Origin of the sequence: Aeromonas sp. CD, from assembly GCF_033349375.1 — a bacterium.
Classification (GTDB): domain Bacteria; phylum Pseudomonadota; class Gammaproteobacteria; order Enterobacterales; family Aeromonadaceae; genus Aeromonas; species Aeromonas hydrophila.
Window position 1 is genome coordinate 1469762 of sequence record NZ_CP137631.1, and the last position, 20205, is coordinate 1489966.

Genomic DNA, 20205 nt, shown 5'->3' on the forward strand with positions numbered 1-20205 from the left:
ATAACAGAAAGGTTTTGTGAGCTATGTGGAAATGGTTGCACCCTTACGCTAAACCCGAGCGCGCTTACCAGTTGGCAGGGACCCTGCTGCCCTGGTTTGCCGTGACAAGCCTGCTGGCATTCATCATCGGCACCCTCTGGGGGCTGGCCTTTGCACCTGCGGATTATCAGCAGGGCGACTCCTTCCGGATCATCTACATCCATGTTCCGGCCGCGATCCTCTCCATGGGGGCCTACTCTACCATGGCGGTGGCCGCCTTCATCGGTCTGGTGTGGCAGTTGCGGATGGCGGACATGACGGTGGCCGCGGTCGCGCCGGTCGGCGCCGTGTTCACCTTCATCGCACTGTTTACCGGCGCTGCCTGGGGCAAACCCATGTGGGGCACCTGGTGGGTGTGGGATGCACGACTCACCTCAGAGCTGATCCTGCTGTTCCTCTACCTCGGCGTCATCGCCCTCTACAACGCCTTCAGCGACAAGGTGCTGGCCGGTCGCGCCGCCGGCATCCTGGCGCTGGTGGGGGTGATCAACCTGCCCATCATCCACTACTCGGTGGAGTGGTGGAACACCCTGCACCAGGGCGCCAGCATCACCAAGTTTGACAAGCCCTCCATCTCCCCCGAGATGCTGTGGCCGTTGCTCATCATGATCCTGGCCTTTGCCGCCTTCCTCGGGGCCCTCTCCCTGATGCGTTTTCGAAACGAGCTCTTGATGCGGGAGTGGCACCGCCCCTGGGTCAAAGAGATAGCCGAGCAGGAGAAGTAAGCATGCACTTTGCCTCATTCAGTGACTTTCTGGCGATGGGCGGTTACGCCTTCTACGTCTGGCTCTCTTTCGGTCTGACCCTGCTCTGCCTGGTCGGCATCGTCATTTCCACCCGTATGAAAACCCGCGCCCTGCTCGGTGAACTGCGCAACAAGCAGGCGCGCGAGGCCCGCCGCAAGGCGGCCCAGCAGATGGAGAACACCCTATGAACCCGAGACGCAAGAAACGCCTCACCATCATCCTGGCGATCAGTGCCGGGCTTGCCGCGGTGATCGGCCTGGTACTCTATGCCCTCAGCCAGAACATCGATCTTTTCTATACCCCGAGCGAGCTGGTGGAGGGCAAGGGCCCGGACAAGATCAAGCCGGAAGAGGGACAGCGCCTGCGCATCGGCGGTCTGGTGGTACCGGGTTCGGTACAGCGGGATCCCCAGAGCCTCAAGGTGGCTTTCAAGCTGGTGGACAATGGCGGGCATCTGGTGACCGTCGAGTTTGACGGCATCCTGCCGGACCTGTTCCGCGAAGGGCAGGGCATCGTCGCCCAAGGCACCCTCAAGGATGCCACCACGGTCGCCGCCTTCGAGGTGCTGGCCAAGCACGATGAGAACTACATGCCGCCGGAAGTGGCCGATGCCACCAACGGCATGCACTTCAAGCCGGAATATACCGAGGCGCAGCTGAAGGGGAGCAAGCAATGATCCCGGCAGCATTCGCACCGTTTTCACCTTTTCAAGCCGGTTTACAGGTTCGTGCTGCGGCTCATTTGAAAGGAGTTCAGCCATGATCCCTGAATTGGGACAGTTTTCACTGATCCTGGCCTTCGCCACCGCCCTGCTGCTGGGCAGCTATCCGCTGCTCGGGGCCAAATGGGGGCGCCTTGGCATGATGTCGGCGGCCCGCCCGCTCGCCTATGCCCAGTTCCTGCTGCTGTTGCTGTCGTTCCTGTGCCTGACCTGGGCCTTCATCGACAACGACTTTACCGTGCAGTACGTGGCCACCAACTCCAACAGCCTGCTGCCGCTGGCCTATCGCATCTCCGCAGTGTGGGGCGCCCACGAGGGCTCTCTGCTGCTGTGGGTGCTGACCCTGGGGGGCTGGACTGCGGCCGTCGCCATGTTCAGCCGCCGGCTGCCGCTCGATGCGGTGGCGCGGGTGCTCGGCGTGCTTGGCCTCATCTCGGTCGGTTTTACCGCCTTCGTGCTGTTTACCTCCGACCCCTTCATTCGTACCTTGCCCTACTTTCCGGTGGATGGGCGTGACCTCAACCCGCTGTTGCAGGACCCGGGTCTCATCTTCCACCCGCCGATGCTCTACATGGGCTATGTGGGCTTCTCGGTGGCCTTTGCCTTCGCCATCGCGTCCCTGATGACCGGTCGGCTCGATGCCACCTGGGCGCGCTGGTCGCGTCCCTGGACCATGGCGGCCTGGGTCTTCCTCACCCTGGGTATCGTGCTGGGCTCCTGGTGGGCTTATTACGAGCTCGGCTGGGGCGGCTGGTGGTTCTGGGATCCGGTAGAAAACGCCTCCTTCATGCCCTGGCTGGCGGGTACCGCCCTGCTGCACTCGCTGGCGGTGAGTGAAAAACGCGCCACCTTCAAGGCCTGGACCGTGCTGCTGGCGCTCTCCGCCTTCTCTCTGAGCCTGCTGGGTACCTTCCTGGTGCGCTCCGGCGTGCTGGTGTCGGTGCATGCGTTTGCCTCCGACCCGACCCGCGGCCTGTTCATTCTGGGCTTCCTGCTGGCGGTAATCGGTTCATCCTTGCTGTTGTTTGCCTTCAAGGGCTCCCAGGTGAGAAGCCACGGCAAGCACGAGTTGTGGAGCCGCGAGACCCTGCTGCTGTGCAACAACATCATGCTGGTGGCGGGTCTGCTGACCGTGCTGCTCGGCACCCTGCTGCCGCTGGTACACAAGGAGCTGGGGCTGGGTAGCATCTCCATCGGTACTCCCTTCTTCAACCACATCTACAGCTGGCTGATCATTCCGTTCGCCCTGTTGTTGGGGGTCGGTCCGCTGTTTCGCTGGCGCCGCCAGGAGCTGGGCGAGCTCAAGGGCAAGGTGGTGCTGGCGCTGGTATTGAGCCTGGCCGCCGCCATCTTGCTGCCGCTGTTGCTGGCCGAGGAGTTCAAGCCCTGGGCTGCGCTCGGTATCGGGCTTGGTGCCTGGATCATCGTGACCAGCGTGCAGGAGACCTGGGTGCGTGCCACCCACAAGCACAGCTTCGCCGTCGGCGTGCGCCGGCTTGGCAACAGCCACTGGGCGATGATCCTGGGCCACGTGGGCCTTGCGGTCAGCATCATCGGCATCGCCTGTACCCAGAACTACAGCATCGAGAAGGATCTGCGGATGCAGGCCGGCGATCGGGTCCAGTTTGCCGACTACGAGTTTGTCTTCACCGGCATCAAGGAGAAGAACGGCCCCAACTACGACGGCTTCAAGGGCGTGCTGGAAGTGCACAAGGACGGCAAGCAGGTCGCCCTGCTCAAGCCGGAGAAACGCATGTACAAGGTGACCCGGATGCCGATGACCGAGGCGGCCATCGATGCCGGCTTCACCCGGGATCTCTATGCGGCGCTCGGCGAGCAGCTCGACAGCGGCGCCTGGGCGGTACGGATCTACTACAAACCCTTCGTGCGCTGGATCTGGTTCGGCGGCGTCTTCATGGCCATCGGCGGCGTGCTGGCGATGCTGGACAAGCGCTACCGTTTCGGTCGTCGTGACAAGGAGGCCAAGGCATGAGCAAGAAGACCTGGTTGTTTCTGATCCCCTTCATCGTGTTTCTGCTGGGGGCCGTGTTTCTGTTCAAGGGGCTCTACTCCGATCCCACCAAGCTCGAGTCCGTGATGGTGGGCAAGGAGGTGCCCGTGTTCACCCTGCAGGACATCTACGACCTCAATAAGCAGCATGACAGGAGCATTCTCAAGGGGCGTCCCATGCTGCTCAACGTCTGGGCCACCTGGTGCCCGACCTGCTATGGGGAGCACACCTACCTCAAGCAACTGGCGGGGCAGGGGATCTACATCGTCGGCATGAATTACAAGGATGAACGGGCCAAGGCCATCAACTGGCTGGCGGAGCTCGGCAATCCCTACCAGATCAATCTTTATGATCCCGACGGCATGCTGGGGCTGGATCTGGGGGTCTACGGCGCGCCGGAGACCTTCTTCATCGACAGCCAGGGCATCATTCGCTATCGCCACGTGGGGGACGTCAACCCCGAGGTGTGGGCCAGCACCCTCAAACCCATCTATGACGCCATGAAGTGAGGGAGAGCCTGATGAGAATGTTTATTGCGTCCCTGCTGCTGCTGGCGGGACTGGGCGGGGCGGGCCAGGCGCTGGCCGCCATCGATGTCTACACCTTCGACAGCGACGCCCAGGAGCAGACCTTTCGCGAGCTGACCAAGGAGCTGCGCTGCCCCAAGTGTCAGAACCAGGATATCGCCGATTCCAACGCGGGCCTGGCCAAGGACTTGCGTGACAAGACTTACCAGATGGTGCGCGAGGGCAAGGACAAGCAGGAAGTGGTGGACTACATGGTCGCCCGCTACGGCAACTTCATCCTGTACAACCCGCCGCTGATGGCGTCGACCCTGATCCTCTGGCTCGGCCCTCTGCTGGTGATCGTCATCGGTGTCGTCATGGTGGTGGTGCGCAGTCGCCGCCGTCCCGCGGCTGCCACGCCGGCGGATAGCGCCCTGAGCGCGGAGGAGCAGCGTCGTCTGGCTGCCCTGCTTAAAGAGGAAGAGAAACAATGACCGCATTTTGGATAGTGATCGCGGCCCTGCTGGCGCTGGTGAGTCTGGCACTGGTGCTGCCGTTGTGGCGGGGTGAGGGCAAGCAGAGCATCAGCCGCTCGGCCCTCAACAAACAGCTCTATCGCCAGCGTCTGCTGGAGATCGGGGAAGAGCGCGAGCAAGGGGTGTTGGCGGAAGAGCAGGACTCCCTGATCGAGCTGCAACGCAGCCTGCTGGACGACATTCCCGACGTGGAGCAGACCGCCCGCGGTGGCAAGAGCATGATCTGGATCCCGGGTGTGCTGGTGCTGCTGGTGGTGAGCCTGGGGCTCTACTACAAGCTCGGCTCCTGGCAGGAGGTCAGCCGCTGGCAGGATGCCAACAGCCGGCTGGGTGAGCTTAGCAACCGCATTCTGGTGGAGCGGGACGCCGAGGTTACCGAGCAGGATCTGCTGGACTTTACCTTAGGCCTGCGTACCCGCCTGAAGGACGAGCCGAACGATTATCGCGGCTGGCTGCTGCTGGGTCGGCTGTCGCTGGATGGCAATGATCCCGAGATGGCCCGCGAGGCGCTGGAGCGGGCCTACGGGCTGGCCCCGCAGAAGGCGATGGTGGCGGTACCCTACGCCCAGGCGCTGATGATGACAGGGGATGACGCGCAGGCCGATCAGTTGTTGCGGGTGGCCATTGCCCAGGATCCGGCCAATATCGAGGCGCGCTCCGTCTACGCCTTCATGGCGCTGCAAAAAGAGGACTTCAAGACCGCCCTGCAACGCTGGCGCGAGATGCTGCCGCTGATGGAGAAGGGCTCGACCCGTTACACCATGGTGGAGCGCTCCATCGACTATGCCGAGCAGCAGTTGAAGAAGCGCGGCATGGCCAGTGCCGCCGTGCCGGCTGAGGCGAGCGGGCAGAACGCGGCCTCTGACCAGGTGCTGGAGGTGAAGGCTGGCGAGTTCCCGCTCAAGGTGACGCTGGCCGATGGCATTGCACTGCCGGAAGATGCCCATCTGTTCGTGTTTGCGGTGATCCCCAACGGACCGCCCATGCCCATCGCGGTCAAGCGTATCCCGGGGCCGCACTTCCCGCTGACCCTGTCGCTGGGTGACGGTGACGCCATGATGGAAGGCAACAAGCTGGCTGCCTACCCCGAACTGCAGTTCAAGGCGCGCCTCTCCCGTGGCGGCAACGTCATGAACAAGGAAGGGGCGTTTGAAGGCGTCTCCGTTCCGGTCGCCACCGGTTCGACTCCTTCAGCGCCGATTGACATCCGCATCGATCACGCCCTCTAATACGCCTTTGGCCCGGCCCCTCGACGGGGCCGGGCTGCCTATAATTCAGATTAATCACAATAAAAAGCTAGGACTTCCATATGTATGTGCGTGTAGGGGCATTGATGGTGGCCTTGTTGCTGGGCGGCTGTGCTGGCGGCCCGCCCAAGCAGGGGCCCGAGAGCCTTGACCTCAAGGAGACGCCGAGCCGGCCTGGTGCGACCAGCACGGCCAGCGATGGTCGTGACCCGTTCCAGGGCGCCAACCGGGCCATGTGGGCCGTCAACTACGATGTGCTGGAGCCCTATGTGGCCCGTCCCGTGGTGCATGGCTATGCCCGCTATATTCCGCAGGGAATGAAGGATGGCATCGAAAACCTGGTGGAAAACTTCAACGAGCCGAGCAGCATGGTCAACCATCTCATCACCGGCGATTTGAAGGGGGCGGGTACCAACCTGGGTCGCTTCACCCTCAACACCACCGTGGGTCTGCTGGGTATCTTCGACGTGGCCAAGCATGCCGGCCTGGCGCGCAACAAGCTGGAGCTCAATACCGTGCTGGGCCGCGCCGATATCGGCGATGGCGCCTACCTGATGGTGCCGGTCTACGGCCCGACCACCACCCGCAAGCTGGTGGGGGATACCATCGATACCATCTACTTCCCCTATGCCTTGCTGACCCTGCCCCTGCGCATCACCCACTGGGCGCTGGATGGTCTGGGTACCCGCTCCAAATTGATCGATCAGGAGCGGATCATCGACAATGCGCTCGATCCTTACGCCCTGACCAAGGACTTCTATCTGCAGTACAACCAGAACAAGGTGACCGGTCGTCAGACCGAGCTCAAGCAAGAGCAGCAGGAGAAGCAAGACGACAGCAATCTGGATGACTATCTGGATGAAATCGACCAGTGATGCCAGCGCATCCGGCTCGAGCAACGTAACAAAGGCGCCTGCGGGCGCCTTTTTCGTCTCTGCTGTTGCACAGGCATAAAAAAACGCCCCGCAAGAGCGGGGCGTTTTGGCTAGAACGGGGGCTATCAGGCAGCCAGGTTCTTGGCCACGAATTCCCAGTTGACCAGGGTCCAGAAGGTTTCCATGTACTTCGGACGCAGGTTGCGGAAATCGATGTAGTAGGCGTGTTCCCACAGGTCGACGGTCAGCAGCGGAGTGGTACCGGCTTCGGTCAGCGGGCAACCGGCGTTGGAGGTGTTGACGATGGCCAGGGAGCCGTCAGCCTTTTTCACCAGCCAAGTCCAGCTGGAACCGAAGTTGCCGATGGCAGACTTGGTGAACGCATCCTTGAACTCGGCGAAGGAGCCGAAGGCCTTGGTGATGGCATCGGCCAGGGCGCCAGTGGGCTCGCCACCGCCGTTCGGGGAGAGGCAGTGCCAGTAGAAGGTGTGGTTCCAGATCTGGGCGGCGTTGTTGAAGATGCCGCCAGTGGAGGTCTTGATGATCTCTTCCAGAGACTTGCCTTCAAACTCGGTACCCGGCACCAGGTTGTTCAGGTTGACCACATAGGTGTTGTGGTGCTTGCCGTGGTGGTATTCCAGAGTTTCCTGGGAGATGTGCGGTTCCAGAGCATTGATTGCATAGGGCAGAGCGGGAAGTTCGAATGCCATTTTCTACTCTCCATTGGCTGGCCGTGCGAAGGCGACGGTTGCAAGACATTGCGTACTCTTTTCTATCTTGAAAAGAATTGTTCTTGAAATAAGGGGGCCAGATGGCCCAAAGCCCATCGATTGTACCAGCATCAAAGATGGGCTAACAACTCTTGATTCTCGCCATGATCCGGATCAAGCTGCGGCGTATTGATTCATCACTTCTTGCATCCGAGGTGGTTTGCCAGTTTGTGGTCTGCCCGGATTGCAGTAGAATGGCCGCCGAAATCGCTCTAGTGAGGCACCTATGGAAACTATTGAAAAGATCAAACAGCAGCTGGCTGAAAACCCCATCATCCTGTACATGAAGGGCTCCCCCAAGCTACCCAGCTGCGGTTTCTCTGCCCAGGCCTCCCAGGCCCTGATGTCCTGTGGCGAGCCGTTTGCTTACGTCGACATCCTGCAAAATCCGGATATCCGCGCCGAATTGCCGAAGTTTGCCAACTGGCCGACCTTCCCTCAGCTGTGGGTGGAAGGTGAGCTGGTCGGTGGCTGCGACATCATGATCGAGATGTTCCAGGCCGGCGAGCTGCAGACCCTGATCAAGGAAACTGCCGCCAAACACAAGCAGGATGACGCCGCCGCCGAATAAGGCAGCATCCGCATCATGCAAAAAGGGGAGCCACTGGCTCCCCTTTTTTATCTCACAACTTTATGTCACGACAGGCATCAGGCGATGCGTTCGATGCGTGCCATGTAGAAGCCATCGAAGCCGGTGGCGGCCGGGCTGACGGTGTGGTCATCGCGCAGGCGGTAGTTTTCATTGGCGGCGAGGAACTTGTCCACTTGCTGGCGGTTCTCTTCCGGCAGGATGGAGCAGGTTGCATAGACCAGCAGACCACCCACCTTCACCATCTGGCTGTAGCGCTGCAGGATCTCCGCCTGCAGGGCAACCAGCACCGGCAGCCGCTCGGCGGTGTCGCGCCACTTGGCATCCGGATTGCGCTTGAGCACGCCGAGGCCGGAGCAGGGTACGTCCAGCAGCACGCGATCCGCACTCTCTTTGAGGCGCTTGACGGTCTTGCTGCTGGTGATCACCCGGGTCTCCACGTTGTGGGCCCCGGCGCGGCGGGCACGCTGCTTGAGGTTTTCGAGCTTCCACTCTTCCACATCCATCGCCAGCAGGCGGCCCTTGCCCTCCATCATGGCGGCCAGATGCAGGGTCTTGCCACCGGCACCGGCGCAGGCATCGATGACGCGCATGCCGGGGCTCACTTCCAGCGCGGCTGCAACCTGCTGGGAGCCGGCATCCTGCTGCTCGAACCAGCCATCGGCAAAGGCCTTGGTTCGAAACAGGGCGGCATCCGAGGTCACTTGCAGGGCAGAATCGACCCCTTCCACTGGAATGGTGGTGACCTGTTCTTTGGCCAGTGCGGCCTGCAGCTCTTCACGAGTGCACTTGAGGCTGTTGACCCGCAGATAACGCTTGGGCATCCAGGCCAGCGCGGCACGCTCGGCAGGCCAGGCTTCGCCCAGTTGCTCGCTGCCGAGTTTTTCCAGCCAGGTCGGGCAGCCATCCATCAGCACCGGGTTCTTCTTGGCTTCGGTCAGACGACGACGAAACGCCTCTTCATTGAAGCGATCCAGCGTCGGATGGTTGGGTTGGGCTATCTTGTGAAAAGCGTGCCAGCTGTGCAGCAGCGGCCAGACGTTCTTCTCGGCCTGACGGACCTGGATGCCGGTCAGGGCGCAATAGAGGCTGAGGCGACGCAGCAGATCGCCGGTGACCAGGGCAATCCTTGCCTGTTCTTGCGGTTTGAGTTCGATGCCGGAGAAGTGACGGGCATAGGCGCGATCCAGGGTGAGACCCTGGCCCAGCACATCGTCAACAATGGCAACGACCAGGTCCCCGAAACGGGGCAACAGTGGGGATTTGAGCATGAGATTAACCTTGGTCAGATAAAGACGAACCGTCGTCATGGTGACGCGGCTCAAAAACTGATAAATCCGCGCAATGATAGGGGCTAGACAGGGTTGGTGCAACACTCCCCATTCGGGGAATATCCGTTAGCTGGTGCTGGACTAAGCAGGGCGGCAGGCAAATGATGCCAGTTGCAGTTTGGGTGAGTGCATTTAAAAGGACTAAAAAGATGCAGTTGATGAAATTTTCTCCCTTGGCGCTGGTGGTAGCCAGCCTGATGAGCTCGGGTGGCCTCGCGGCCAAGGAGTGGGACACGGTGGCGGCGCGCGCCAGCGCCGCCGACGGCTATGAAGTGCGGGCCAACCAGTTTCGGGTCGCCAAGGTGCCCATCGATTATTTTGCCGGCCTGCAGGCCGGGGCGCGTTCGCTGACCCTGCCGTTGCCCGACGGGGGAGAGGTGACCTTCACCCTGCAAGCCTATGATCTGCTGCCGGCCGATCAGGCGGCCAAATTCCCCGAGATCCTGACCTTCAAGGGCCATAACCCGGCAGCACCGGTAGAGACGGGACGTTTTGACCTGGGGCCGCTGGGCTTTCACGCCATGTTCACCCATCAGGGCAAGACGGTGTTCGTCGACCCGCTGCGCAATGCCGACGGTTATGCCGTCTATTACCAGCAGGATGCCTACAGCCGGCTGGAGGAGGACGCGGACAAGGTTATCGGCAGCGAGGCCAGCAGGGCGCTGGCGCACAAGGTGCAGGTAGATGGCAACGTGCGCAAGCGTTACGTCATCGCCATCTCGGCGGCGGGGGAGTACACCCAGTTCCACGGTGGCTCCAAGGTGCTGGCCACCGCGGCCATCGCCACCCTGCTCAACCGGGTCAACGAGGTGTACCAGCGCGACGTAGGGGCCGAGTTTCAGCTGGCCAGCGGTAACGACAACATCATCTTTACCGATCCGGCGAGCGATCCGTTCAACAATGACGACACGGATGTCGATGTCAACGGCGCGGTGCAGGCCAATGCCCAGACCCTACCCCTGCCCAGCACTCGGCTTGGACCATTCGATATAGGCCATGTGGTCAACACGGGCGGTGGTGGTCTGGCCGGATTGGGTGTGCTCTGTACGGCCACCAAGTCGGACGGCATGACGGGTTCATCCACCCCGGTGGGGGATGCCTTCTTTATCGACTACGTGGCCCACGAGATCGGTCACCAGTTCGGCGCCGACCACACCTTCAACGGCACCACTGGCAGTTGTGGCGGCGGCAATCGGGAGGCTGCACAGGCCTGGGAGCCGGGCAGCGGCACCTCCATCATGGCCTATGCCGGGATCTGCGGGGACGAGAACATCCAGCCCCACAGTGACCCCTATTTCCACAGCAAATCCATCGAGCAGATGCGGGCGCACATGGCGACCGTGCCGACCTGCGGCACCACCCTCAACCTCGTCAACAATGCGCCCCAGGCGGCGGCAGGGGCCAGCCGCATCATTCCGGCCAACACGCCGTTCGTGCTCAAGGGGGCCGGCGCCGATCTGGACGGGGATCCCCTGACCTACACCTGGGAACAGATTGATCTGGGCGACCCGTCCAACAGTGCCCTCGACATGATCGATGACGGCTCCCGGCCGCTGTTTCGCTTCGTTTCCCCCACCAGCTCGCCGGAACGGATCCTGCCGAGCCTGCCCTCCCTGCTCTCGGGCACGCTCGCCAAGGGCGAGGCCTGGCCTACCACTAACCGGGATCTCAACTTCCGGCTGACGGTGCGTGACGGCAAGGGCGGTGTCGCCAGCGACGACATGAAGGTTCAGGTGGTCAACACCGGCAGCGCCTTCCGGCTGACCGCCCCGCTTGGGGTGGCGTTGACGCCGGGGGCAAGCCAGGCCGTCAGCTGGGATGTGGCCGGCACCACGCTGGCGCCGATCAGCTGCAGCAAGGTAGACCTGTTCATCACCCAGAACGAGGGGGCCAGCTGGAGCAATCTCGCGGTCAGCCAACCCAACAGCGGCGCCGCCACCGTCACCCTGCCGGCGGATCTGGCCAGCGCCGCCCGCCTGAAGGTGGCCTGCAGCGACAACATCTTCTTTACGATCAGTCCGGCCAAGCTGCCGGTCGCCCAAAGCGGCGGCAGCTCGGGCGGTGGCGGCGGTGGTGCCCTCGGTCTCTGGACTCTGGCGCTGGCCCTGCTGGGTTGGCAACGGAGGTGCGGATGAGGGCTGGCTGGCTGGTGCTGGTGTCCTTGCTTGGCGGCTGTCAGGCCGATGCCGATACCCTGGAGCAGGCGGTCAGCGCCAGTCTGGCCAAGCAGGATTACCGGTTGATCGTGCGGGCCGGGCGCGGCGAGGTAGCGCCCGGCATCGCGCCGGAGCAGCAGGCCTCGGCCAAGGCGCGCTGCGGCGTGCGCTACCTCGATGGCCTGGGGGATGTCATCAAGCCCGGGCAGGAAGAGGCCCAGGCCAAGCTGGCGGCCTACGCGGCGGATTACAACCGGCGCATGCTGGCGCATTGTCCCGCTGCCTCTGGCAAGCAATAAGCCTGCGCGTACCAAGAGCGTGTGAAGGGCATACCAAGGGAGGCGTGAGCCTCCCTCTTTTTTTGCAGCCGCCATTTGCCGGTCACAAGGCTTGTACCCATGGCGTGCTCGTCGCACAATGCCAGCACGCATGGCCGCATGGGCGGTAAAGAGAGAAGGAAAATCAAGATGATGGATGTAGCCGATCTGCGCCGCGAGTACACCCGGGGTGGATTGCACCGGGCCGATCTGCCGGCCGAGCCCCTCGCCCTGTTCGAGAAGTGGCTGGCCCAGGCGTGCGAGGCCAAGCTGACCGATCCCACCGCCATGGTGGTGGGCACCGTCGATGCCGACGGCCAGCCCTGGCAGCGCACCGTGCTGCTCAAGCACTACGATGCCGAGGGCATGGTGTTCTACACCAACATGGGCAGCCGCAAGGCGCATCAGCTGGAGGGCAACCCCCGCATCAGCCTGCTGTTTCCCTGGCACACGCTGGATAGGCAAGTGCATGTGACCGGCCGGGTGGAGAAGATGAGCACCTTCGAGGTGATGAAGTACTTCCACAGCCGCCCCAAGGACAGCCAGATCGCCGCCTGGGTTTCCCAGCAGTCGACCCGCATCTCGGCGCGCGGTGTACTGGAGGCCAAATTCCTCGAGCTCAAGCAGAAGTTTGCCAATGGCGAAGTGCCGCTGCCGAGCTTCTGGGGCGGTTTTCGGGTGCGGATCGACACGGTCGAATTCTGGCAGGGGGGCGAGCATCGCCTGCACGACCGTTTCTACTACACCCGCGAGGGGGAAGGCTGGCACATCGAGCGGCTGGCGCCCTGAGTGCCCGCTGCCGCTGACAAGGAGTCTGTATGCGTCTGTATGGCGACCTGAAGTCCGGCAACTGCTACAAGCCCTGGTTGCTGGCCCGCTGGCTTGAACTGCCCCTCGACTGGGTGCCAGTGGATGTGCTGGCGGGGGAGACCCGTACCCCCGATTTTCTGGCCATCAACCCCAACGGCAAGATCCCGGTGCTGGAGCTGGCCCACGGCGATACCCTGGCGGAGTCCAACGCCATCCTCTTCTATCTGGCGCAGGGTTCGCCCCTGTGGCCGACCGAGCCGCGTCAGCAGGCCGAGGTGCTCAAGTGGCTGTTCTTTGAGCAGTACAGCCATGAGCCCTATATCGCGGTAGCCCGTTTCATCGTGCACTATCTGGGGCGGCCGGAGTCTCAGGAGGCGCGCCTCGACGGGCTCAAAGCCGGCGGTGAAAAGGCGCTGGCGGTGCTGGAGCAGCAGCTCAAGCAGAGTCCCTACCTGTGCGGTGAGACGCCGACCATCGCCGACATCGCGCTTTACGCTTACACCCATGTGGCGGAGGAGGGGATCTTCTCGCTGCAGGGCTGGCCAGCTATTCGCGACTGGATCGCCCGTATCGAAGCCCATCCCCGTCACCTGAGCCTGCCGGCTGCCTGCCAGGCCAGCTGATGGAGCTGCTGATCGAGCGGGCCCTGTGGCAGCCCCACTGGGCGCCGGTGCTGCAGGCCTGGCAACGGCAGGGCGGTCGCTGGCTGCTGCTGCAGAGCAAGGCCGATGAGGGTTTGCCGAGCGACACCGGCGGACTCTGGTCCTGTTGTCCGCCCGATGGCGTGCGTTCGGCCAGCGCGCTGCTGGCCGCCTGGCTGGATGGTGACTTGCCTGCCCAGCCCGCGAGGGAGCCGAGCCGTCAGATCCTCATCAGCGGCTCGGCCTCCCTGCTGACTCTGGCCCGGGAGGAGGGGCTGCTGACGCTGGGGCCACAGGGCGCCGATCTGACGCTGACGGCGCAAGACGATCTGGGCGCCGTGCTCAACCGCCTGCTGGCCCGCCGCCTGACGGTGCCGGTGCTGGCCGAGCCCGCCTCGCCGTCGGGGCCTGCCCTGCAACTGCGTCCCCTGCTGGCGCGCGATGAGGCCGACGTGGTGCGCTATTGCAGCGATGCGGCGCTCGCCCGCTACACCCTCAACATCCCCCATCCCTACCCGCCGGAGGCGGGCCGCGACTGGCTGGCCGGCTGCTGGCGCAAGGCGGCGCTCGGGCTGGGCTGGAGCTGGGCGCTGACCCTGCCGGCGGGGGAGGGCCAGGCGCCGCTGGTGGGGGTGATCTCGCTGCACTGGAATGGCGAGCTCGCCTGGTGGGTGGGCGTGCCCTGGCAAAATCGCGGGCTGGCGACCCGGGCCGCCCGGCTGGTCAAGGCCTTTGCGTTTGACCGGCTGCAACTGCCGGTGCTGACCGCCCGCCATATGCCGGGCAACCTGGCCTCCGGCCGGGTGATGGCCAAGCTTGGCATGCGCTATCGCGGTCGTCGTGAGCTGAGTGGTCAGCCGCCGTGCGAGGTGAGCTACTGGCAGTTGGAGCGAAGCCAGACGCTGGCGGCGCCGCTGACACGGCAGCTGACTCCTCTATTGGCCGACGAACAGGTGGTGGCGGCCATCCTGCAAGCAGGCGCTGAGGAGGATGAACCGAGGCGGTTGGCCCTCTTTCTGGCGCAGCCGGAGCCAGAAAGCGGACTGGCTGTCGAGTCCCTGCCCGAGCAGGAGAGTGACGGGCCGCTGGCGGTGGAGTATCACGATCAGGCGGTGCTGGCGCAGGCCGAGCCGGACCAGCTCTATCTGTACCGGGGACTGCTGCTCAAGGACTTTGAAGAGCAAGGGCTGGCTTATCTGCAGCAGCTGGCCAGCCTGCAGCGCCAGGGGCCGGCGCCGCTCACGCTGTCGGAGCGGCGTCAGCGGCTCGGCTGGCTGGGCACCTTGGCCCGCCGGGCGAGCGGCGAGAACAAACAGGGGGATGGCGTCAGCCGCCGTTATCACCAGCTCTGGCTGCTGGTGGAATTGCCCGCCCTCATCGATGAGCTGGCTGGACGCTGGCATCGCGGACCAGACCAGACGCTGAGCTGGCTGGAGCAGACGGATGCCGAGCTGTTTGCGGCCTATCGGGCGGCCATGACCACCCTGCAATCGAGCTATCTGCAAACCGTGCTGCACCTGCTGGCCGTGCGGTTTCCTGAGTCCACCCTCCCATTTCTCGACAAAGGTGCTCAAGACGGCGGTCAGTTTGTGGAATAATGCCCGCTCTGCTGTACGAGGAGTAACGCTGTATGCTGAGAACCGAGCGCCCCGGCGACATGCTGCCGGTCTATGACCTGGTGAGCGCCGCCTTTGGCCGTTCCGACGAGGCCGAACTGGTCAACCGCCTGCGCGAATGTGGCGCCGCTGTGGTGACCATGGTCGAGGAGGAGGAGTACGAGTTCATGGGGCACCTGATGCTGAGCCCGATCACCATTAACGGCATGGAAGGGCCCTGGCTCGGTCTTGCGCCCGTGGCGGTCCATCCCGATTGGCAGGGGCAGGGCATAGGGTCGGATCTGGTACGCGAGGGGCTGGACACGGCGCTGGAGATGGACTGGAAGGCGGTGGTGGTGCTGGGTGACCCGACCTATTACAGCCGCTTCGGTTTTCGCCCCGCCAGCGAGTTCGGCCTGCACTGCATCTACGAGGTGCCCGCCGACTGCTTCATGGCGATGGAGCTGCAGGAAGGCGGCCTGAGCGGGATGCAGGGCGAAGTGCTCTACCACCCGCTGTTTGACGAGCTTCCCGAAGAACAATGAGCAACGCAAACGGCAGCCTGCGGGCTGCCGTTTTGTTATCTGCATGAGCAGCAGGTGCTGCGCCTTTCCCCTTGAATAAGCGATGAGTCGCTGTGCTCCTCCGCTCCACCATCATGGGCGTATCCGCCCCCATGTCATTGAACAAACGTCTCTTGAATCCGTGTCGGGATATATGGAGCGCGCCACCATATTCTCTGAATATGGGGTCTGCTGCCTGAGGGCTGGCCGTTGCTTTTTCCGGAGGTATTCTGTTGCAATGTCTTGTTACAAATTTTTTATCAGAAAGATCTATTTTTGTCTAACGGGTAACATTTTTTGGTTTGACCTCATTATTGATGTTTGACTCAAATGAGGATGTAAAGGTAGGTTGTTGAATATATAAACAAGGAGGCCTGGTGCGATTGTCATGGCTTTAATTATTCATACTCGCCCTTGTCTTATATATCGATAGAGTTACTCTCGTTTGCATATCAATAATGCTGACGCGGTAACCTGTCTTCATCTTACACCCAAAAACAACCACCATATGCTCGGTCATGATGATATGGCCTGCCCAGCTATTGCCTGAAAATATCGGGCAATCTGGAATAAATTGAGCACTGATAGGGATACATCATATGAAAAAACTCTCAGCAATAATCCATCGTGAAGTTTCACAAGGACGTCGTGATTTTCTGACGTTTTCCTCCATGTCGCTGATTGGTCTGGCAGCTGGCAGCGTTTTTCCTGCCCCGGCGAAGGCTGCCATTGCTGTTTTGAACAGTGGCAATTTCGCCGAACTGGATGCGATCAATTTTTACGTGATAGCGTCTCTGCAGCGCGAAGTTGATTCGAATTGGATTCGCTTTGATCAAGAAACCGATGAAGCGCAATATCTTGCCCAGGTGATGTTTCAAGAGTTGATGAAGTTCGAATTCCAGTATCAGAACAGCTCATTAAGCGAAGCATTAGGCCCTGGCATGAAGCCTAATAATAATGTGCTGACAATGAGTGATGGCATCAGCTCGGTCAATGCTATTTACAGCAGCAATCGACGCTATTTTACCGATAATATGGTTGAGTACGTGAGTGGCCTGTTACAGAACTCATATAGCAAGCAAACCAATGTCACAGTAGCTGACCGGAAGCTGTATAACTCCTGGGATATGGTGAAGGTAAATGCGAATATCAAGCAAGCAGAAAAGGGGGCGCAGTTTAAGGAGATTATCGATCAGCTATACTCTGTCGCCACCCATTATTGTCAAAATGGAAAGTTAACCTCCTACAAAGCAGGGGGGGAAAGTTGGGCTCGTCAACTTATCGAACACTACTCCAAGAATGAGGTATTAGACGAACTTATCAGTTCTTTTAAAGTTCAGGAATATCTGGGGTCAGGCTCATCGTTTGAAAAGGCGATGTGGAAAGTGTACAACACCATCAATAAAGTAAGAGCGCTCAATATTTCATCCGGTCGTCGCATCACCGAAGATGAGCTGAAAAAATTTGAACGTACCATGGCGGGATCTGTTTACAGCGGGTTTGCCATGAACATGAGCTGGGGTCAGCAAAGCGAGAAATACACAGTCTTGGCCAACAGGAGGAATTTCGATGATGTGGTGACCTTGCTGAGAAATGAAAGCGGTACGCAGCGCACCTTCTGGAACAGTTTCTTCAACCAGAATAGTCCGGATAGCTTCTGGAATGAACTGAATAATCTGAACCTGAGAACGAGCACCTTGCAGGATGAGGGGGCCCGGCAGCGTATTCTTCAACGATATCCTGCTCTGGCAGGGACGGCGGGCAGTATGGCTCCCACAGCCTTCTCCGGTGTGGCTCCCGCGGCCTTCCCCATAGATTCATTCCTTTCCGTGTTCACCTTGTTGCTGGGGGTGGGCAACTTTACCTGGTTGACGGCCACCGATCGGGAGGAATGGAGCAACCCTGTTCCTTTGATGGAGTTGGGGGCAGCCCTGTTTGATGTGACCTTGAATCTGATCCAGCTCGGTCGGTTCCTTGATAAAGTGACCATGTTTATTTATGGCAATGGTGAAGGCATCATCAATAGCATTGCCATCAATATGGGAAAATTCAGTCAATTCTTGAGCAACCTTACCGCCAAAGGCCAGCATCTCACGAATGTGCTGGAGCGGCAGATCGCCAGCAAGATGTTTCTCGCCACGCAAAATATCACTCGGGTTATCAATATATGTTTTGTTGGCTTGGCGGCACTGGGGGCGGCCCTGGCCGCGTATAACCTGTATCAGGCTGTCGAGGGCGGCGATATTGGGGATATTATATTTGCGGCAATCAATATGTTGGTCGCCACGGTGGCGTTGGGGGTCGCCATTGCCTCTTTTATGGGGTTTGCCATTGCCGGCCCCTTGGGTATCATTGTCGCGGTGATAGGCATAGTGGTGGCCATTGCCCAGTGGATCTACACCTTACTTAAAAAAGAAGAGGTCAAACCTACCCCGATCGCCAGATATACCAACGAATATATTAAGCCACGGGGGCTTGAGTATGAAGATATTGGTGCATATATTTGCCGGGTGTCCAGTTACTGGAAGCGTACTCTGGTGTGCGCATTCGATGCAAGGACCATGAATACCGATTGGGATTATGTCCCAAGTATCGCTGATCATGATAATCCTATTTATACTCAGCCAGGGGCTCTGGTAACCTCGCCGAGAAATGGCAGGATTTATAACTTTGCCAATATTCAGAAGCCAGGTTACGGAAATATATCTAATTTCTTCACTGCGGGAGCCACCACACCGATCAGTAACTGGCGGCCGGGGAGTGATTTGCAGACCTGCTTGCATGCCGTTGAGAGTCAGGCAAGCAATAATAGTCGCGCTGCTATATTTGTGGCACTGGGAAACAACTCAAGCTTTTCACGCGCCTTCTTGACGTCTCACCTGGAAGATGCCCCGACAAACAGCAATGAGCTGACGAGTCAATTAAATCTGGAGTGGCAAGAATATCCGCTGGATGTGGTTGCCATCAATGGCCTTGATGAGACCATGTTCCTTATCTTCACTACCCGACATATCTATCAAGTGAAAGGTGGTGTAGCGCGCAGGATAATCTCTGACTTTGTCGGTCAGCGCGATGCACCGATAACCTACGGCCTGAATGCCCTGGCACTCGGTACCAACGTGAATTTGATCTATCGGTTAAATGGTCTGCAGGCTCCCGAGACCCGCTACCATTATCTGCTGACCCGGGATGACAATGGTGACTATACCCGTATGAAATTACTGCGGACCATCAATAATCCCCTGTCCTCAGACTCGCCGATTGTTGGCAGGTTGTTCAAGAAAACCAGCGATCTGGTTTCGCGGATGGACTTTATGTATCACGATGGCAAAAGTGGCTATGCCCGCTATGGCGCAATTATGAGTAAGACTGATGATGCCTCGTTGTCGTTGTACAACGGGGTTGAGTTTCAGGTGCCGGACAATGGATTCCGATCCTTCTACAAGAATGCGTTTATTCCGAAATAGCAGAGGTGACGCCCTTGTCCATCGCTTGGCCATGAGTCGTCATTATTGAACCGGCCCATGTACGAAAACAAGGTGCATCCTCATCGGCTGCAAATAACAAAAAGGCGCCCTCGGGCGCCTTTTTTATCTCTGTCCGTCAGCTCAGCTGAAGAACCAGTAGCCACGGTTGACCAGCCGGGTGAGTAGCTGCAGGAAGCCGGCCTGATCGGCAAGCTCCACCATGTCGGCCTGGGTGACCATGTCCTTGTCGCACAACAGCGAAATGGCGGCCGCATCTTCGCTTGGCAGGGTCCAGGCTTCGCCGTCGATATAGCACTGCTGGCTCTCGCCGCTGAACCAGACGGTGCGCAGACCGGGCACCTTGATGGCGGGCTCGCCCTGGGTCAGCAGGTCGGCCACTTCCTCGGCGCTGTAGTCCGGCTCCACCGGATTGACGTCCAGATCGTGCTTGGCCTCGGAGATCATGGTGCCGAACCACTCCTTGAACAGGGTCTCGTCATCGAGGGCCTGTTGCATCAGCTCGCGCAGACGGTGCAGCTCAAAGGGCTGGATCTCGCCGTGACGGGCACGGGGCTTGAGGTCGGCATCGCCGTAACGCTCGGTGCGGACCTCGTTGTCGATCAGGTGATCGGCAAAGGAGGAGATAAGCGCCTTGGCATCCGGTGCGCGGAAGCCTACCGAGAAGTTCAGGGAGGGCTCGATGGCGTAGCCCTCGTGGGGGAATCCAGGCGGGATGTAGAGGATATCGCCCGGCTCCATGATGACGTCGATGATCGCCTCGAACGGCTCGCAGTGCAGCAGGGCCGCGTGGGCGGCGAACTCGTTCAAGGGCTTGGCATCGCCGACGCGCCAGTGGCGCTTGCCCTGGCCCTGGGTGATGAAGACGTCGTAGTTGTCGATGTGGGGACCGACCCCGCCGTGAGGGGTGGAGAAGCTCACCATCACATCGTCAAAACGCCAGCCCGGGATGAACTGGAACGGCACCGCCAGCTCGTTGACCTCGGGAGCCCAGTGGTTGCAGGCCTGCACCAGCACGGTCCAGTTCTCTTCGCCCAGGTGGTCGTAGGATTCGAAGGGGCCGTGGGCCGCCTCCCACTTGTTGTTGAAGCGGGTGACGAGGCGCGATTCAATCACCTCTTCCATGGCCAGACCCGCCAGCTCGTCCGGGCTGATGGGATCCTGAAAGTCGGTGAAGCCGCCCTTGATGAGCAGTGGGCGCTTCTGCCAGTAGTGCTCGAGGAAGTGAGCGATATCCAGATTGAGTTGGTACATAGATCTTCTCGTC

The 20205-nt window shown here is 60.5% G+C and carries 19 protein-coding genes; 16 read left to right on the forward strand and 3 right to left on the reverse strand.

Annotated elements, in window-relative coordinates; genetic code table 11:
- Positions 1-23: 23 nt before the first annotated feature.
- From R2E40_RS06865 to R2E40_RS06900, 8 genes are all read left to right on the forward strand, one after another.
- Positions 24-764 carry a heme ABC transporter permease gene (locus R2E40_RS06865; protein ID WP_011705299.1) on the forward strand — a complete coding sequence of 247 codons (741 nt, stop codon included), beginning with the start codon at positions 24-26 and terminating at the stop codon, positions 762-764.
- A gap of 2 nt (positions 765-766) precedes the next feature.
- Positions 767-973, forward strand: coding sequence for a heme exporter protein CcmD (gene ccmD, locus R2E40_RS06870; protein WP_011705300.1), 207 nt, complete (start codon positions 767-769; stop codon positions 971-973).
- Entirely contained in the window at positions 970-1461 is a 492-nt protein-coding gene (ccmE, locus tag R2E40_RS06875) for a cytochrome c maturation protein CcmE (protein WP_011705301.1), read from the forward strand. The genes ccmD and ccmE overlap by 4 nt, the downstream gene beginning before the upstream one ends.
- A gap of 82 nt (positions 1462-1543) precedes the next feature.
- Entirely contained in the window at positions 1544-3499 is a 1956-nt protein-coding gene (locus R2E40_RS06880) for a heme lyase CcmF/NrfE family subunit (protein WP_318165069.1), read from the forward strand.
- Entirely contained in the window at positions 3496-4026 is a 531-nt protein-coding gene (locus R2E40_RS06885) for a DsbE family thiol:disulfide interchange protein (RefSeq protein WP_005298853.1), read from the forward strand. Before R2E40_RS06880 ends, R2E40_RS06885 begins: the two co-directional genes overlap by 4 nt.
- Positions 4027-4037: 11 nt before the next feature.
- On the forward strand, positions 4038-4517 hold the full coding sequence (locus tag R2E40_RS06890) for a cytochrome c-type biogenesis protein (RefSeq protein ID WP_011705303.1): 480 nt from the start codon (positions 4038-4040) through the stop codon (positions 4515-4517).
- Positions 4514-5788 carry a c-type cytochrome biogenesis protein CcmI gene (ccmI, locus tag R2E40_RS06895; RefSeq protein WP_318165070.1) on the forward strand — a complete coding sequence of 425 codons (1275 nt, stop codon included), beginning with the start codon at positions 4514-4516 and terminating at the stop codon, positions 5786-5788. Before R2E40_RS06890 ends, ccmI begins: the two co-directional genes overlap by 4 nt.
- Positions 5789-5868: 80 nt before the next feature.
- On the forward strand, positions 5869-6681 hold the full coding sequence (locus R2E40_RS06900) for a VacJ family lipoprotein (RefSeq protein WP_029301472.1): 813 nt from the start codon (positions 5869-5871) through the stop codon (positions 6679-6681).
- A 125-nt stretch (positions 6682-6806) separates the two neighbouring features.
- On the opposite strand, the gene sodB is transcribed toward R2E40_RS06900, so the two are convergent.
- A complete protein-coding gene (sodB, locus tag R2E40_RS06905) occupies positions 6807-7391 on the reverse strand; it encodes a superoxide dismutase [Fe] (protein ID WP_011705306.1) in 585 nt (194 codons plus the stop codon).
- A gap of 286 nt (positions 7392-7677) precedes the next feature.
- Here sodB and R2E40_RS06910 point away from each other — a divergent pair, with 286 nt between their 5' ends.
- Positions 7678-8022, forward strand: coding sequence for a Grx4 family monothiol glutaredoxin (locus R2E40_RS06910; protein ID WP_010673955.1), 345 nt, complete (start codon positions 7678-7680; stop codon positions 8020-8022).
- Positions 8023-8099: 77 nt separating this feature from the next.
- Here R2E40_RS06910 and R2E40_RS06915 read toward each other — a convergent pair whose 3' ends face one another.
- Positions 8100-9311, reverse strand: coding sequence for an RsmB/NOP family class I SAM-dependent RNA methyltransferase (locus R2E40_RS06915; RefSeq protein ID WP_029303566.1), 1212 nt, complete (start codon positions 9309-9311; stop codon positions 8100-8102).
- A gap of 209 nt (positions 9312-9520) precedes the next feature.
- On the opposite strand from R2E40_RS06915, the gene R2E40_RS06920 reads away from it, so the two are divergent.
- From R2E40_RS06920 to R2E40_RS06950, 7 genes are all read left to right on the forward strand, one after another.
- Positions 9521-11506, forward strand: coding sequence for a reprolysin-like metallopeptidase (locus tag R2E40_RS06920; RefSeq protein ID WP_318165071.1), 1986 nt, complete (start codon positions 9521-9523; stop codon positions 11504-11506).
- On the forward strand, positions 11503-11826 hold the full coding sequence (locus tag R2E40_RS06925) for a hypothetical protein (RefSeq protein ID WP_024943890.1): 324 nt from the start codon (positions 11503-11505) through the stop codon (positions 11824-11826). Before R2E40_RS06920 ends, R2E40_RS06925 begins: the two co-directional genes overlap by 4 nt.
- Positions 11827-11994: 168 nt before the next feature.
- The gene (gene pdxH / locus R2E40_RS06930) at positions 11995-12633 is read left to right on the forward strand and encodes a pyridoxamine 5'-phosphate oxidase (protein ID WP_011705310.1); all 639 of its coding nucleotides are present in this window, start codon (positions 11995-11997) and stop codon (positions 12631-12633) included.
- 29 nt (positions 12634-12662) lie between these two features.
- Positions 12663-13277 carry a glutathione S-transferase family protein gene (locus R2E40_RS06935; RefSeq protein WP_318165072.1) on the forward strand — a complete coding sequence of 205 codons (615 nt, stop codon included), beginning with the start codon at positions 12663-12665 and terminating at the stop codon, positions 13275-13277.
- Positions 13277-14893 (forward strand): GNAT family N-acetyltransferase, encoded by a 1617-nt coding sequence (locus tag R2E40_RS06940; protein WP_318165073.1) that lies wholly within the window; start codon positions 13277-13279, stop codon positions 14891-14893. The genes R2E40_RS06935 and R2E40_RS06940 overlap by 1 nt, the downstream gene beginning before the upstream one ends.
- Before the next feature lie 32 nt (positions 14894-14925).
- Positions 14926-15435 carry a GNAT family N-acetyltransferase gene (locus tag R2E40_RS06945; RefSeq protein WP_017409969.1) on the forward strand — a complete coding sequence of 170 codons (510 nt, stop codon included), beginning with the start codon at positions 14926-14928 and terminating at the stop codon, positions 15433-15435.
- Between the two features lie 617 nt (positions 15436-16052).
- Entirely contained in the window at positions 16053-18920 is a 2868-nt protein-coding gene (locus tag R2E40_RS06950) for a hypothetical protein (RefSeq protein ID WP_318165074.1), read from the forward strand.
- Positions 18921-19061: 141 nt separating this feature from the next.
- Here R2E40_RS06950 and R2E40_RS06955 read toward each other — a convergent pair whose 3' ends face one another.
- Entirely contained in the window at positions 19062-20192 is a 1131-nt protein-coding gene (locus R2E40_RS06955; protein WP_318165075.1) for a cupin domain-containing protein, read from the reverse strand.
- Positions 20193-20205 lie beyond the last annotated feature (13 nt).